We start from the raw sequence: 13,650 nt of genomic DNA on the forward strand, positions 1-13,650 counted from the left end.
AAGCCCCGGTCCAGCCGCAACAGCGGTCCTTCATCACCGGATCTGCCAGTCGAGCCGCCCGTCCTCGGTGACCGTCGGGTAGGCGTGCCCGGCGGGCGTGCCCTCGCTCAGTGAGCGGTGCACGTCGGTGAGCATGGCACCCACCCCGGACCACTCGGGGCGGTGCACCTGCCCGGCTTCGTGCTCCCACTCCACCACGCACCCGTGCAACCGGCCGGGGCGCAGGTCCACGAGCAGCTCGTCGGAGAAGCCGTCCCCGGCGATGGGGATCCACGCGGGGTGGAAGCCGGTGCACGCCGCGCCCGCGCAGGAGTCGCCGGTCTCCCGTTCGGCGCCGCGCTTGTACCGGTGCGCCCGCCAGGAGTCCATCGCCTTCGCGGCGCCGTAGGGCGTGTAGAACGGCGGCAGCACGTCGGCCAGCACATCGCCGCTGGTCCCGTCGCAGCACTTCCACCACTCCCGCAGTTCCGCGGGCAGCTGGGTCCCGAGCTCGGCCTCCAGCGAGCCGAACACCGGAGGGGACAGCGGGGAGCGGAGCGCGCCCCCGGTCACCGGCGCGTGGTCGGTTAACCAGCGCACAATTCTCGTCCACAAGTCGGTGACGCTCATCGCCGCTCATGATCGGCACCCGAGGCCTCCACCGGTACCGCCAAAGGTGAGCTCCGTTCGGCACCGGGTGGCCCAACAGCGGCGGAGCGCGGCGCGCACGCCGCTGTTGGGCACGAGGGAGCACCGCGCGCCGGAGGCCCCGGCCGCGCCACCGGCGCGGTGCCGGCGAGGCACGGCCCGGCGAGCGGAGCGCGGGTACCGACCCCGTAGGCTTCCGCGACGTCTGGTTCGGTGACCGGAGGTGGAAGAGATGGCGCACGACATCGTTCCCATCGAGCTGGGGTTGCCGCAGGGCGACGTCGTCACGCTCTGGGCTCCGCAGTGGCGGGAGGACGGCGAGGAGTGGGAGGCGTTCCTCGGCCACGACGAGGACCTGTACGCCTTCCCGGACGCCGCGCGGCTGGCAGCGTTCACGCGCACCGCGCAGGAGCACGACCTGGGCGACCACCCGGCGTGGCACGTGGTGCCGAACCTGCCCGCGGCCGATCTGAACCCGGACGAGGACCACCAGTACGACCTGGTGGGCGTGCCGGAACTGCTGACCGAGCCGCTGGACACGTGGACCGTCAGCGAACTCGCCGGGATCGTCGAGATCGCCCGCTCGCTGGCCGACGTGTGCGATCTGGACGCGGTGCACGAGGTGCTCGACGCCGCCGCGGGCTTCTCCGCGCTGCAGCAGGGGCCGATGGCGTTCAACGGCCGCGACGGGCAGCGCCGCTGGGACGAGATCTGCCGCGTCGTGGCGGACCGCTGGGACGAGCTGCTCGACGCGATCGACGCCGTGGTGACCGCTCCGGAGGTGGACGAGGGCGCGGTGGCCACCGCAGAAGCCGAGCTCGCCGAGACCTCGGACGACTCCGCGGAGGCCGCGGCCGCCACCGCGGAGTCCGATGCGGACGAGGAAGGCGAGGAAGCCGAGCCGACCTGGTGGAACGAGATCGGCATCGACCCGGTCCGCATCGTCACGGCCGGAGCCGAGTACTACACGCTGCGCTGCTACCTCGACGACGAGCCGGTGTTCCTCGGCCGCGACGGGCTGATCGACGTGTTCCGCTCCCCGCGGGCGCTGGCCCGGTTCCTCGCCCAGGCCGAGGAAGTCGACGGCACCGACCTCGCCCGCGTGTCCACCTGGCCGCAGGTCACCGAGAAGGCGACGGCGGGGGAGCTGGAGATCGAGGTCGAGCCGGCGAACACCTACGTGCTCAACGGCCTCGATGCCGACCTGGAAGCGGGTCCGTCCGACGTGGACGCCGCACAGCTGGAGCTCGCCGAGGAGCTGCTCCTCGACGCCGCCGCTTGGACCGGGGACGACACGGTCTCCGAGGAACTGGGGCCCTCGCAGCGCCTCGGCTGGCTCGTGTCGTTCATCCTGGAGCCCACGCCGAACCGCCTGCCGCCGAGCGCGCCGTTCGACGACGAGGTCCGCGTGTGGCGAGAGCTCGTCGAGAAGTTCGAGCAGAAGCTCCGCAGCCGCTGAGCGGTCGCGGCGGTGGCGCGCTCGATACCCGGCACGGGGCCCGTTTCGTCCCCGATCGGACACTTCGACCAGCGCGATCGCGGCGAGTCCGATATCGATTCGAGCACGATTCCCCGGCGGCGGGAAGAACCGCGGCCGCGTCCGGCTCGGACCGGCCGCGCCCTCCCCCGTCACCATCCCGCTCCGGTCCGTGACGGGGCGAGCTCGCCGACCGGCGAGGACGGAGCTCGCCCGTCGGCAACGCGGCGTAGTCCGCGCGTGCGCCGGCGCGGCCGACCCACCGGGCACGCGCTCGCGCTCCTCGTGCGCGAGGGCGCGGTGCGACCACGCTGCGTCGACCGTCCTCCTGTCGAACGCGAGATCGCCTCGCGGAGGCCCTTCATGTGAAGCAGTGTTCATGCACGCCCTGTGACGAACGCGGTTCACGCGGCCGCGCCACGCACGGCGCAACAATCGGGTGATCTTGCCCTGGGGGGCGGCTGATCACGACCTGCCGGAGTAGCTAGGCTTCCGTAGTCCTCAGCTCCCCACGACGAAGGACTCCGGAAGCCGTGACCGAGAACATGTCGTTCGATCGCATGCGCACCATGTTGACGCGTGCGGCTGAAATCCGTGAGAGCGAACAGCAGCAGATCTTCGACGCGCTCGACGAGATCCACGCGAGGCTGACTCCGCTGGAATCCTTGGGCCCGGTGCGGAAGCGGCTGTCGGAGCTGCCGGACCGCACAGAGGTCGGCGTGCTCGCCGAACGGCTCGACGAAACGCTGTCCAAGCTCGAGGGCCAGGACAACGCCCTGTCCGAGCTGAAAACCGCCGTCGAGGGACTGGTCGACAAGCTCGCCACGCCGTTCGCGCAGCTGAACGGGCGGCTCGACGGCATGGCCGGGAACATGGACGGCGTGGTCGGGCGCATGGACGGGCTCGAGGACAAACTCGCCCACATCCACAAGCGGCTCGACGAGCTGGGCGGGCACCTGGACAAGCAGGACAACCGGCTCGAGTCGCTGCCGACCGCGATCCAGGATCCGGTGCGCGACCGCCTCGACTCGCTGGAGACGAATCTGCGCGGCCGGGTCGCCGAGGTTGACGAGGGCCTGCACGAGCACCTCGACGGCACGCGCGAATCGCTGCAGCGCTCGGTCACCGAGAGCACCGACGGCGTGCGCGCTTCGCTGTCCGAGACGGTCTCCGGAACCCGCGAGCAGATCACCGGCAAGCTCGACGAGCTCGCCGAGCGCCCCGCGGTCGATCCGACCGAGCGGCTGGACTCCCTGGCGGAGCGGTTGGACCAGCTCACCGAGCGCCTCAACCAGGTCTCCGGCCGACTCGACACCGTGGAGAGCAACGTCCACAGCCGCATCGAGACCGCCGAGCAGGGCGTCAAGTCGGGGTTGGACGAGCTCGGCACCTCGGTGAACCAGAACCTCACCGAGATCGGCGGCACGGTTTCCGCGCGCCCCGACGCGGAGGCGCTGGACTCCCTCGTGCGGAAGGCCAACGAGGAGAGCGAGCAGCGGCACGCGGGCCAGCTGGACGAGGCCATGGCCACGTTCGCCGAACTCATCCTCGGCGGGGGCGGCCAGATGCCCCAGCAGTCCGCGTCCGCGCCCACCGCGCTGCCGCGGCAGAACAACCAGCAGCGGCGCGGGCGTTCCAAGAGCGCCAAGCGCGACTCCGGGGACAAGGCGCTGCCCGCGGAGAGCAGCGACGACGTCGCCGAGACCGCCTGAACCGCGAACGCACCGCTCGCCGGGACCGATTCCGCGGAGGCGCCGCACCGGATCCGCTCCGGGGCGGCGCCGCAGCCGCTCGCCCGCGTCCGCGGTGATCCGCGGAGAGGCCGACCACGCGGTGCCGTCCGGGTGGGGCGCCCGAGCACGGGCCGGGCGGCGGTTCGCCCTCACGCCGGTTCCCGGGCGAGGACCAGCGGCCCCGGTGCCACCTCCTCCGCGGAGACGTCGATCCCGGCGGCCACGCAGCGGCGCGCCGCTGGCAGGAGCTCCGGCCGGTTCGTGTGCAGCTCGCACACCACCTGCCCCGCTTCGACCGGCTCTCCTGGTTTCACCAGGCACCGCACCCCGGCGGCGGGGTCGACGGCGTCGTCCTGCCGCGCCCGGCCCGCGCCGAGCCGCCACGCCGCCTCGCCCACCGCGGCCGCGTCCAGGCGCGCGAGCGTTCCCGCGCGCGGTGCGCTGACCGCTTCCACGTGCTCGGCCTCCGGCAGCGGGGCGTCCGGGTCGCCGCCCTGCGCGCGGACGAGACGTCGCCAGCGCTCGTGGGCCTGACCGCTGGCGAGGACGTGTTCCGGGTCCGCGTCGGTGATCCCGGCGTGCGCGAGCAGTTCCCGCGCGAGGGCGAGGGTGAGTTCGACGAGGTCGTCCGCCCCCTGCCCGCGCAGGGTCCGCACGGCTTCGGCGACCTCCAGGGCGTTGCCGACATCGGTGCCCAGCGGCCGCGACATGTCGGTGATGAGCGCGCTCGTGCGCACCCCGTGGGCCCGTCCGATCGCGATCGCGGCGCGGGCGAGCTCCGCGGCCTGCTCCCGGTCGCGCACGAACGCCCCCGAGCCGCACTTCACGTCGAGCACGAGAGCACCGGTGCCCTCGGCGAGCTTCTTGCTCATGATCGAGCTCGCGATGAGCGGAACGGACTCCACGGTGCCGGTGACATCGCGCAGCGCGTAGAGCGCGCGGTCGGCGGGCGCCAACTGCTCGCTCGCCGCGCACACGACCGCGCCCGGGTCGGCCATGCGCTCGCGCACGGCCGCGGTGGACAGCTCCGCGCGCCAGCCCGGGATCGCCTCGAACTTGTCCAGGGTCCCGCCGGTGCTGCCGAGCCCGCGGCCGGACAGCTGGGGAACGGCGGCACCGCACGCGGCCAGCAGCGGGGTGAGCACCAGCGTGGTCGTGTCCCCCACCCCGCCCGTGGAGTGCTTGTCCGCGGTGACGACGTCCAGATCGCTCCAGTCCAGCCGCTGACCCGAGTCGAGCATCGCCGCGGTCCAGCTCGCGGTCTCGCGCTCGGTCATGCCGCGGAACACCACGGCCATGAGCAGCGCGGCCATCTGCCCCTCGGTGACCCGGCCGTCGAGGTACCCGCGGATCACCCACGCGATGCGGGCGTCGTCGAGCTCTTCCCCGTCGCGTTTCGCGCGGACGACGTCGACGGCGGTGAACTCCTCGGTGCGGGTTGCGGTGCCTTCCAGTTGCGTCATCTCGACCTCCCTTTGCGCTCACCCAATAAAGAGAGCCGCGGCCGCCGATTCGATACACCCCGATCGAGTGATGTAGCTCTTTTCCACGGCATCGCGGAGGATTCCGCGGAAACGCAGCGGGGTGTTCCGAGCGGCTGCGGACTCCGCGCTCGGGTGCGCACGACCGCCCCGGCACGGTCGGTGAGGCAAGGCAATCCTTTCCGGCATCGCCCGGGGGCGGATCGCGCGGGGTCGGACCGCGCGGAGGCGGTGGGCAGCGCACTCGCGAAACGCGGAACCGGCGCTCGTTGGTGACATGCCTCTCCGCCCGCTATCTTGACGGAGCGGCGCGGACGTTTCGCGGGTTCCGAATCGGTTTTCCGAACCGATCCACAGGCCGGAACGCTTTGTCTGCTCGATCACAGACGGCACAGGCGAGTAGGCCGAGAACATGTCGTGGGACTAGCATCCCAGAAAGTCAAGGCCCCAGTTCCGTGGCCGGTGACGAGCAGGCAGCCGCACTCGCCGCGCGCGAACGCGGCCCGGACCACCCGGACCACGCCGTGACCGAACTGGGCCGTTCGTCCACCAGCGAGGTTGGAGGGCCTTTCACCATGGCCAGCACCACCGCCTCCGCGGGAGCGCCTCCGCGCGCGGTCTCCAGGCCGCGCGCCAAGGGGACGTTCTACCGCGGCGATCCGGGCATGTGGTCGTGGGTAGCGCACCGCATCACGGGCGTGCTCACATTCTTCTTCCTGTTCGTGCACGTGTTGGACACCGCGCTGGTCCGCATGTCGCCGAACGCGTACGACACGGTCATCGAGACCTACAAGCACCCGCTCATGATCCTGTTCGAACTCGGGTTGCTCGCGGCCGTGCTCTTCCACGCGTTCAACGGCATCCGGGTCATGCTGGTCGACTTCTGGTCCCGGGGGGCGAAGTACCAGCGCCCCATGCTGTGGACGGTGCTGGTGCTGTGGCTGGTGTTGATCATCCCGGCGGCGATCAGCTTGCTGAGCCGGGCCGTCACGGAATTCCTCGGGGGGCTGTGAGCGATGACCGTCACCGATGCACCGCTGTCCGTCGACAAGCCGCGCTCGCCGCACCGGCGCGCCGCCCGCCGCAGCAACTTCGAGCTCTACAGCTGGTTGTTCATGCGGATGTCCGGCGTCGTGCTGCTGTTCCTCGTCCTGGGGCACCTGCTGATCATGCTGTTCCTGGACGGAGGCGTGCAGCGGATCAACTTCGCCTTCGTCGCGGGCCGCTGGGCCTCCCCGTTCTGGCAGGTCTGGGACCTGGTCATGCTGTGGCTGGCAGCCCTGCACGGCGGAAACGGCTTGCGCACCGTCATCAACGACTACGCTCGCAAGGACACAACCCGTTTCTGGCTGCAGACGCTGCTCAACGTGGCAGTGCTGTTGATCGTGGTCCTGGGCACGTACGTGATCTTCACCTTCGACCCGAACATCGGCTGACCGCGAACCGCAGCGTGGCGGGCGCCCCGCGGCGGCGCCACCACCAGCCCGAGGAGACGACCATGCAATTCCACACCTACGACGTGGTCATCGTCGGCGCCGGCGGCGCCGGCATGCGCGCCGCGATCGAGTCCGGCCAGCGCGCGCGCACCGCCGTGCTGACCAAGATCTACCCCACCCGCTCGCACACCGGCGCGGCCCAGGGCGGGATGTGCGCGGCCCTGGCCAACGTCGAGGAGGACAACTGGGAGTGGCACACCTTCGACACCATCAAGGGCGGTGACTACCTGGTCGACCAGGACGCCGCCGAGATCATGGCGAAGGAGGCCATCGACTCGGTCCTCGACCTGGAGAAGATGGGCCTGCCGTTCAACCGCACCCCGGAGGGGCGCATCGACCAGCGCCGCTTCGGCGGGCACACGCGCGACCACGGCAAGTCCCCGGTGCGCCGGTCCTGCTACGCGGCCGACCGCACCGGCCACATGATCCTGCAGACGCTGTACCAGAACTGCGTCAAGCACGGCGTCGAGTTCTTCAACGAGTTCTACGTCCTCGACATCACCCTCGGCGAGGACGCGGACGGCAACCAGGTGGCCTCCGGCGCCATCGCCTACGAGCTCGCCACCGGCGAGATCCACGTGTTCAAGGCGAAGTCCGTCGTGTTCGCCACGGGCGGCTTCGGCAAGGTCTTCAAGACCACCTCCAACGCGCACACCCTCACCGGCGACGGGATGGGCATCATCTACCGCAAGGGGCTGCCGCTGGAGGACATGGAGTTCTACCAGTTCCACCCGACCGGGTTGGCCGGCCTGGGGATCCTCATCACCGAAGGCGTGCGGGGTGAGGGCGGAATCCTCCGCAACGTCGACGGCGAGCGGTTCATGGAGCGCTACGCCCCGACCATCAAGGACCTCGCGCCGCGCGACATCGTGGCCCGGGCCATGGCCCTGGAGGTCCTGGAGGGCCGCGGGGCGGGTCCGGAGAAGGACTACGTCTACCTCGACGTGACGCACCTCGGCGAGGAGCTGCTCGAGGAGAAGCTCCCGGACATCATGGAGTTCTCCCGCACCTACCTGGGCGTGGAGCCGACCAAGGAGCTCGTGCCGGTCTACCCGACGGCGCACTACGCCATGGGCGGCATCCCCACGAACATCGAGGGCGAGGTGCTGCGCGACAACGAGAACGTGGTTCCCGGCCTGTACGCGGCCGGCGAGTGCGCCTGCGTGTCCGTGCACGGGTCGAACCGGCTGGGCACGAACTCGCTGCTGGACATCAACGTGTTCGGCCGCCGCTCCGGCATCGCCGCCGCCCAGCACGCCCTCCAGCGCGAGCACGCGGAACTGCCGGAGAACCCCGCCCAGCTCGTCGAGGGCATGGTCAACCACCTGCGGACCGCCCACGGCGGCGAGCGCGTGGCCAACATCCGCACCGAGTTGCAGCAGACCATGGACGCCAACGCGTCGGTCTACCGCACCGAGGAGACGCTGAAGACGGCGCTGCGCGACGTGCAGTCGCTCAAGGAGCGCTACGGCCGCGTCTCGGTGCACGACAAGGGATACCGGTACAACTCCGACCTGCTGGAGGCGGTCGAGCTCGGCTTCCTGCTCGACCTCGCCGAATCGCTGGTCAACGCCGCGCTCGCCCGCAAGGAATCGCGCGGTGGGCACGCGCGCGAGGACTACCCCGACCGGGACGACGTGAACTTCATGCGGCACAGCATGCAGTACAAGCTGCTGCCCGAGGAGGAGGACCCGAACGCCCCGCTCGGGTTGACCGGTTTCCAGTCCGACCTGCGGTTGGACTACAAGCCCGTCGTCATGACCCGGTACCAGCCAATGGAGCGTAAGTACTGATGACCGCCGCCACCACTACAGCCAACAACGGCACCGTGGATCTGCCGGAGGACGCGCCGCCGGTGCCGGAGGGCGCGACCATCGTCACCGTCAAGATCGAGCGGTACAACCCCGAGGTCGACGAGGACATGCGCTGGGACACCTTCCGCGTCCCGGCGCTGCCCACGGACCGGGTGCTGAACCTGCTGCACTACATCAAGTGGTACCTGGACGGGACGCTGACCTTCCGGCGCTCCTGCGCCCACGGCGTGTGCGGCTCCGACGCCGTGCGGATCAACGGCCACAACCGGCTGGCCTGCAAGGTCCTCATGCGCGACATGTTCGCCAAGAAGGGCGAGACCACCCTGACGATCGAGCCGATCAAGGGCCTTCCGGTGGAGAAGGACCTCGTGGTCGACATGGAGCCGTTCTTCGAGGCGTACAAGGCGATCAAGCCGTACCTGGTGACCTCGGGCAACGACCCGACGCACGAGCGCATCCAGTCGGTCGCCGAGCGGGAGCGCTTCGACGACACCACCAAGTGCATCCTCTGCGCCGCGTGCACCTCGTCCTGCCCGGTGTACTGGTCGAACAACCAGTACTTCGGCCCGGCGGCGATCGTCAACGCGCACCGGTTCATCTTCGACAGCCGGGACGAGGCCGCCGAGGAGCGGCTCGACATCCTCAACGACATGGACGGCGTGTGGCGCTGCCGCACCACGTTCAACTGCACGGACGCGTGCCCGCGCGGCATCCAGGTCACCAAGGCCATCCAGGAGGTCAAGCGGGCGCTGATGTTCCGCCGCTGAGTCCCGGGTCCGGCACCGCTGAGGCCGGTTCCACGCACGACACGCGCAGGCCCGGTGGCCGCGGTCCGCTCCGCGTCCCCGGGCCGTTCGCATTCCCACACCCGCCCGAGAAATGTTCCCAGCTCCGGGCGCCTTCCCCGGGGCGCGCTCCCTACTGCGGGGACGAGTCGGCGGCGGTCTCGGCCGCGGGCGCACTGCCGGCGGCGCCGGACCGACCGGCCTCAGCTGTTCTGGCCCGCCTGCCGGTGCTGTCCCCGCTGGACCCGCCCTCACCGCTGGGCCCGTCCTCGCCGGTACTGCCGCCGGCGGGGCCGGTGCCGCGCTGCGCGGCGGTGCGGACGGCGCGCAGCCCGCGCCAGCCGAGCACACCGATGATCGTGCCCAGCACCAGCGAGACGACCGCGATCACGAGGTGCACGATCAGGTAGGGCGTCGGCGCCCCGGCGAGGTCCCACGAACGGTCGCTCGCCCAGATGTTGCGGATGAAGGTGGGCCACAGCAGGTAGCTCCACACCCCGAACGCCAGCAGGAACAGCGCTGCACCACGAGAGATTTTCACGCTCCCCAGTGTCCTCCGCACCGCCGTGGTGGCGGGCCGTGGGGCGAACGCGTGGCACTCCGCGCCGTTTCGGGTGGCAGTGCCCGATCGGCCCGGTGATGTCCGCGCCCGTCCGATTACGCTTCGGTCCGTGCTCGCTTCCACACATGATCATCCTGCTGCCGGCGCACCGCGCCCGGTGCTGCGCGCTCTCGGGGCGGCCGCGCTGACCACCGCACTCGTGCTGCCCGGCACCGCGGCGGCCGCGCAGGAAGCGCCGTGCCCCGCACCGGCCCCGCCGCCGGCGGTGGACTCCTCGGAAGTACCACCGCCCGGGCAGGCGTCCCCCGCACCTCTCCCCGTACCCGAACGGCCGCTCGGCGGCGAACGCCTCGGGGGGTGCGGCACCGTGCTTCCCCGGGGCGCCCCGGCACCACCGGAACAGGTGACCGCGGGGAGCTGGGTCCTCGCCGACCTGGACAGCGGTGACGTGCTCGCGGCGCACGCCCCGCACGCGCGGCACCGCCCGGCCTCCACGATCAAGGTGCTCACGGCCCTGCTCGCGGTGCGGGAGCTGGACCTGTCGCGGACGGTCGTGGCCACGCAGGAGGACGCGAACATGGAGGGCAGCCGCGTCGGGCTGGAACCGGGCGTGTCCTACACCGTGGAGGACGTGCTCGCCGGGCTGCTGCTGCAGTCCGGCAACGACGCTGCGCACCTGCTGGGGCGGCTGCTCGGCGGCCAGGACACCGCCGCGGAGAAGATGACCCGGCTGGCCCAGCAGCTGGGCGCGCGGGACACGCGCGCGGCCACCCCGTCCGGGCTCGACGGACCGGGGATGAGCACCTCGGCCTACGACCTGGCGCTGCTGTACCGGAAGGCGATGGAGGAGCCGGAGTTCGCCCGCATCATCGGCACGGAGCACACCCGGATCCCCGGCGCGCCCGACCAGCCGCCGATCGAGGTGTGGAGCAACAACCAGGTGCTGCTGAACTACCCCGGCGGGATCGGCGGCAAGACCGGTTTCACCAACGACGCGCGGCACACGTTCATCGGCGCGGCCGAGCGCGGCGAGCGGCGGCTGGTCACCGTGCTCATGCGCGGGGAGCACACCCCGGTGCGGCTGTCCACGCAGGGGGAGCGGCTGCTGGACTACGGCTTCGGGATGACCGGGACGCAGCCGGTGGGTGCCCTGGCCACCCCGACGCCGAAGCCCACGACGACCGGCCGGACCCCGGCGGGGGACGACCCCGCCGCGACCGCCAGGGCGCACGATGCGGCATCCGCGGGGGCGCCGCGCTGGGCATGGCCGCTGGGGTTGATCGCGGTCGCGGCGGCCGCCGTCGCCGCCGCGGTGGGGGTGCGCCAGCACCGCGCGCGCCGGTCCCGGCGCGCGCGGTGAGCGCCGGAGCACGACTCCGCGGGCCGGGCCGGCGGAGCCCGCCCGCTCCGGGACGCCCCTCCGGGGCCATCGGGGCGCGGCCGGCCGGGGGCGCGTCGGTGCGTGCTCGACGCGGAGCGGTCCCGCGCCGTTCCGCCCCGAACCCGTCGTCCCGTTGCCCGCGGAGGGCTCAGCGGCGGCGCCGGCGCACGACCCAGCCGGCGAGCACGCCGAGCCCGAACGCGCCCGCGGTCCACCGCGCTCCCGAGCGCGCGGACACCACCGGGCGGATCACCGTCGGCCCCGGTGGTTCGGGCGGCAGCAGTGCCAGGTTCTCCCGCGCGCTGGCGGTCCACGCGGTCACGAACAGGACGAACCGCGAGGTGAGGTTGGCGAAGACGAGCAGTCCGAGGATCGGGCCGAACGCGGCGCCGGAGGGCGAGCTGGTGATCCTGCCCAGGTAGAACACGCCGACCTGCTTGAGGATCTCGAAGCCGATGGCGGCGAACAGAGCGCCCCACACGGCGCTGCGCAGGGTCACCGGTTTCCGCGGCAACCGCGTCAGCACCCAGAGGAACACCAGCCAGCTGGCCGCCAGCGACACGAGCAGCGCCAGCACCCACGCCCCGATGCTCGCCGCGGCCGTGCCGCCGATGCCGAGCAGGGCGAACAGCTCACCGCTGAGCCCGCCGAGCGCGCTGATGCCGAAGCTGATGCCCAGTGCCAGGCCGAGCCCGACCAGCGCGAGCAGGTCCGCGCCGATCCGGGTGAGGAAGGGCAGCGGGGTGGGAGTCTGGGTCCACTGCGCGGTCAGCGCCGCGCGCAGGTTGGTCATCCAGCCGAGCCCGGAGTACAGCGCGGCGAGCAGGCCGATCAGACCGACGGCACCGGCACTTCGCACCGCCTCGTCGACGACCCGTTCGAGCATGGTGCGGATCGCCGGGTCCGGCACGGCCGTGGCGATCCCCTCCTGCAGCTGGCGCAGCAGTTCGGGATCGCCGCGCAGCGCGAACCCCGCCGCGGCGAAGACGATCATCAGCAGCGGCACGAGGGCGAGCACGCTGAAGTACGTCAGTGCCGCGGCGTAGTAGTCGCCGTACTGCTCCTGGTAGCGGTTCCAGGCGTTGACCAGGCGATCGAGCCACGGGTACCGCGCGCGCCAGACGGCCAGCCGCCCCGGCTCGTCCTGCTGGCCGTCCTTCGTCGCCACGGCAGCACCCTTCCCCACGGCGGCATCTTCGCCGCAGCAGGCTACCGCGGGATGATCAGATCAGCTGCTCGACACGAGGAAGCCCACCCGATCGAAGACGGGGCCGAGGGTGCGCGCAGCGACTTCGCGGGCCCGTTCCGCACCCCTGTTGAGCACCTTGTCCAGCTCCGCCGGGTCGTCGAGGTAACCGCGCACCTTCTCCTGGAACGGGGTGACGAAGTCGGCCACGACCGCGCCGAGGTCCTTCTTCAGGTCACCGTAGCCGCTGCCCTCGTAGGCCGCCTCGAGATCGGCGATCCCGCGCCCGCTCAGCGCGGAGTGGATGGCCAGCAGGTTGCTCACGCCCGGCTTGTCCTCCGGGTCGTAGCGGATCTCGCGCTCGTTGTCGGTGACCGCGGAGCGGATCTTCTTCGACAGCCGCTTGGGCTCCTCGAGCAGCTCGATGAGCCCGCCCGGCACGGACTTGCTCATCTTCGAGGTGGGGTCCTGCAGGTCGTAGACGCGCGCGGTGTCGCTGGGGATGTGCGCCTCCGGCACGGTGAGGGCCTCGCCGAACCGGGAGTTGAACCGCTGCGCCAGGGTCCGGGTGAGTTCCAGGTGCTGGCGCTGGTCCTCGCCGACCGGGACCGCGTCGGTCCGGTAGAGCAGGATGTCGGCGGCCATGAGCGCCGGGTAGGTGAACAGGCCGACGCCGACGTGGTCCTCGCCCTGGCGCGCCGACTTGTCCTTGAACTGGGTCATCCGGCCGGCTTCGCCGAAGCCGGTGAGGCATTCCAGCACCCAGCTCAGCTGCGTGTGCTCCGGCACCTGGCTCTGCACGAACAGCGTGGAGCGCTCCGGGTCGATGCCGAGCGCGAGCAGCTGCGCCGCGGAGCGCCGGGTGCGGTCGCGCAGTTCCGCCGGGTCCTGCGGCACGGTGATCGCGTGCAGGTCGACGACGCAGTAGAACGCGTCGTACTCCTCCTGCATCCGGATCCACTCGCGCAGGGCGCCGAGGTAGTTGCCGAGGTGGAAGGACTCGGCGGTGGGCTGGATGCCGGAGAACACCCGGGGCCGGGCGCCGGCTCGTTCGGCCGGAACTGAACTGACGCTGCTCACGGAGCGATTCTCGCAAGGCAGGTTCCGA

The 13,650-nt window shown here is 71.5% G+C and carries 11 protein-coding genes and 1 pseudogene; 7 read left to right on the forward strand and 5 right to left on the reverse strand.

Annotated elements, in window-relative coordinates; translation table 11 throughout:
* Positions 1–33 precede the first annotated feature (33 nt).
* Positions 34–609 (reverse strand): SMI1/KNR4 family protein, encoded by a 576-nt coding sequence (locus tag ACVGV0_RS20070; RefSeq protein WP_459157236.1) that lies wholly within the window; start codon positions 607–609, stop codon positions 34–36.
* 250 nt (positions 610–859) lie between these two features.
* Between ACVGV0_RS20070 and ACVGV0_RS20075 the strand changes: the two genes are divergently transcribed.
* Both ACVGV0_RS20075 and ACVGV0_RS20080 read left to right on the forward strand, forming a co-directional pair.
* Positions 860–2,086 (forward strand): primosomal protein, encoded by a 1,227-nt coding sequence (locus tag ACVGV0_RS20075; RefSeq protein ID WP_459157237.1) that lies wholly within the window; start codon positions 860–862, stop codon positions 2,084–2,086.
* A 551-nt stretch (positions 2,087–2,637) separates the two neighbouring features.
* Complete coding sequence (locus ACVGV0_RS20080; RefSeq protein ID WP_459157238.1) at positions 2,638–3,816, forward strand: hypothetical protein; 1,179 nt, start codon at positions 2,638–2,640, stop codon at positions 3,814–3,816.
* A 170-nt stretch (positions 3,817–3,986) separates the two neighbouring features.
* Here ACVGV0_RS20080 and ACVGV0_RS20085 read toward each other — a convergent pair whose 3' ends face one another.
* The gene (locus tag ACVGV0_RS20085) at positions 3,987–5,300 is read right to left on the reverse strand and encodes a thymidine phosphorylase (protein WP_459157239.1); all 1,314 of its coding nucleotides are present in this window, start codon (positions 5,298–5,300) and stop codon (positions 3,987–3,989) included.
* Positions 5,301–5,893: 593 nt separating this feature from the next.
* Here ACVGV0_RS20085 and sdhC point away from each other — a divergent pair.
* The 4 genes from sdhC to ACVGV0_RS20105 all read left to right on the forward strand — a co-directional run bounded on the left by sdhC (position 5,894) and on the right by ACVGV0_RS20105 (position 9,395).
* Positions 5,894–6,331 (forward strand): succinate dehydrogenase, cytochrome b556 subunit, encoded by a 438-nt coding sequence (gene sdhC, locus ACVGV0_RS20090; RefSeq protein ID WP_459160078.1) that lies wholly within the window; start codon positions 5,894–5,896, stop codon positions 6,329–6,331.
* Positions 6,332–6,334: 3 nt separating this feature from the next.
* Positions 6,335–6,754: a succinate dehydrogenase, hydrophobic membrane anchor protein gene (gene sdhD / locus ACVGV0_RS20095; RefSeq protein ID WP_459157240.1), complete on the forward strand. Its 420-nt coding sequence runs from the start codon at positions 6,335–6,337 to the stop codon at positions 6,752–6,754.
* A gap of 62 nt (positions 6,755–6,816) precedes the next feature.
* Positions 6,817–8,607 carry a succinate dehydrogenase flavoprotein subunit gene (gene sdhA / locus ACVGV0_RS20100; RefSeq protein ID WP_459157241.1) on the forward strand — a complete coding sequence of 597 codons (1,791 nt, stop codon included), beginning with the start codon at positions 6,817–6,819 and terminating at the stop codon, positions 8,605–8,607.
* Complete coding sequence (locus ACVGV0_RS20105) at positions 8,607–9,395, forward strand: succinate dehydrogenase iron-sulfur subunit (RefSeq protein WP_459157242.1); 789 nt, start codon at positions 8,607–8,609, stop codon at positions 9,393–9,395. Before sdhA ends, ACVGV0_RS20105 begins: the two co-directional genes overlap by 1 nt.
* 334 nt (positions 9,396–9,729) lie before the next feature.
* Here the strand turns inward: ACVGV0_RS20105 and ACVGV0_RS20110 are convergent.
* Positions 9,730–9,954 (reverse strand): annotated as a pseudogene (locus ACVGV0_RS20110) (SCO4848 family membrane protein); the annotation flags it as partial.
* 130 nt (positions 9,955–10,084) lie between these two features.
* On the opposite strand from ACVGV0_RS20110, the gene ACVGV0_RS20115 reads away from it, so the two are divergent.
* Positions 10,085–11,335 (forward strand): D-alanyl-D-alanine carboxypeptidase family protein, encoded by a 1,251-nt coding sequence (locus tag ACVGV0_RS20115; protein WP_459157243.1) that lies wholly within the window; start codon positions 10,085–10,087, stop codon positions 11,333–11,335.
* A gap of 169 nt (positions 11,336–11,504) precedes the next feature.
* Here ACVGV0_RS20115 and ACVGV0_RS20120 read toward each other — a convergent pair whose 3' ends face one another.
* Complete coding sequence (locus ACVGV0_RS20120) at positions 11,505–12,524, reverse strand: YhjD/YihY/BrkB family envelope integrity protein (RefSeq protein WP_459157244.1); 1,020 nt, start codon at positions 12,522–12,524, stop codon at positions 11,505–11,507.
* 60 nt (positions 12,525–12,584) lie between these two features.
* Positions 12,585–13,622: a tryptophan--tRNA ligase gene (gene trpS / locus ACVGV0_RS20125; RefSeq protein WP_459157245.1), complete on the reverse strand. Its 1,038-nt coding sequence runs from the start codon at positions 13,620–13,622 to the stop codon at positions 12,585–12,587.
* Between the last annotated feature and the right edge of the window lie 28 nt (positions 13,623–13,650).

The sequence above is a fragment of the Salinifilum ghardaiensis genome, from assembly GCF_054491345.1.

Excerpts from the sequence above, each read along its gene's own strand:
- ACVGV0_RS20070 (WP_459157236.1), bottom strand. The coding sequence starts at position 609 with ATGAGCGTCACCGACTTGTGGACGAGAATTGTGCGCTGGTTAACCGAC.
- ACVGV0_RS20075 (WP_459157237.1), top strand. The coding sequence starts at position 860 with ATGGCGCACGACATCGTTCCCATCGAGCTGGGGTTGCCGCAGGGCGAC.
- ACVGV0_RS20085 (WP_459157239.1), bottom strand. The coding sequence starts at position 5,300 with ATGACGCAACTGGAAGGCACCGCAACCCGCACCGAGGAGTTCACCGCC.
- sdhC (WP_459160078.1), top strand. The coding sequence starts at position 5,894 with ATGGCCAGCACCACCGCCTCCGCGGGAGCGCCTCCGCGCGCGGTCTCC.
- sdhD (WP_459157240.1), top strand. The coding sequence starts at position 6,335 with ATGACCGTCACCGATGCACCGCTGTCCGTCGACAAGCCGCGCTCGCCG.
- sdhA (WP_459157241.1), top strand. The coding sequence starts at position 6,817 with ATGCAATTCCACACCTACGACGTGGTCATCGTCGGCGCCGGCGGCGCC.
- ACVGV0_RS20105 (WP_459157242.1), top strand. The coding sequence starts at position 8,607 with ATGACCGCCGCCACCACTACAGCCAACAACGGCACCGTGGATCTGCCG.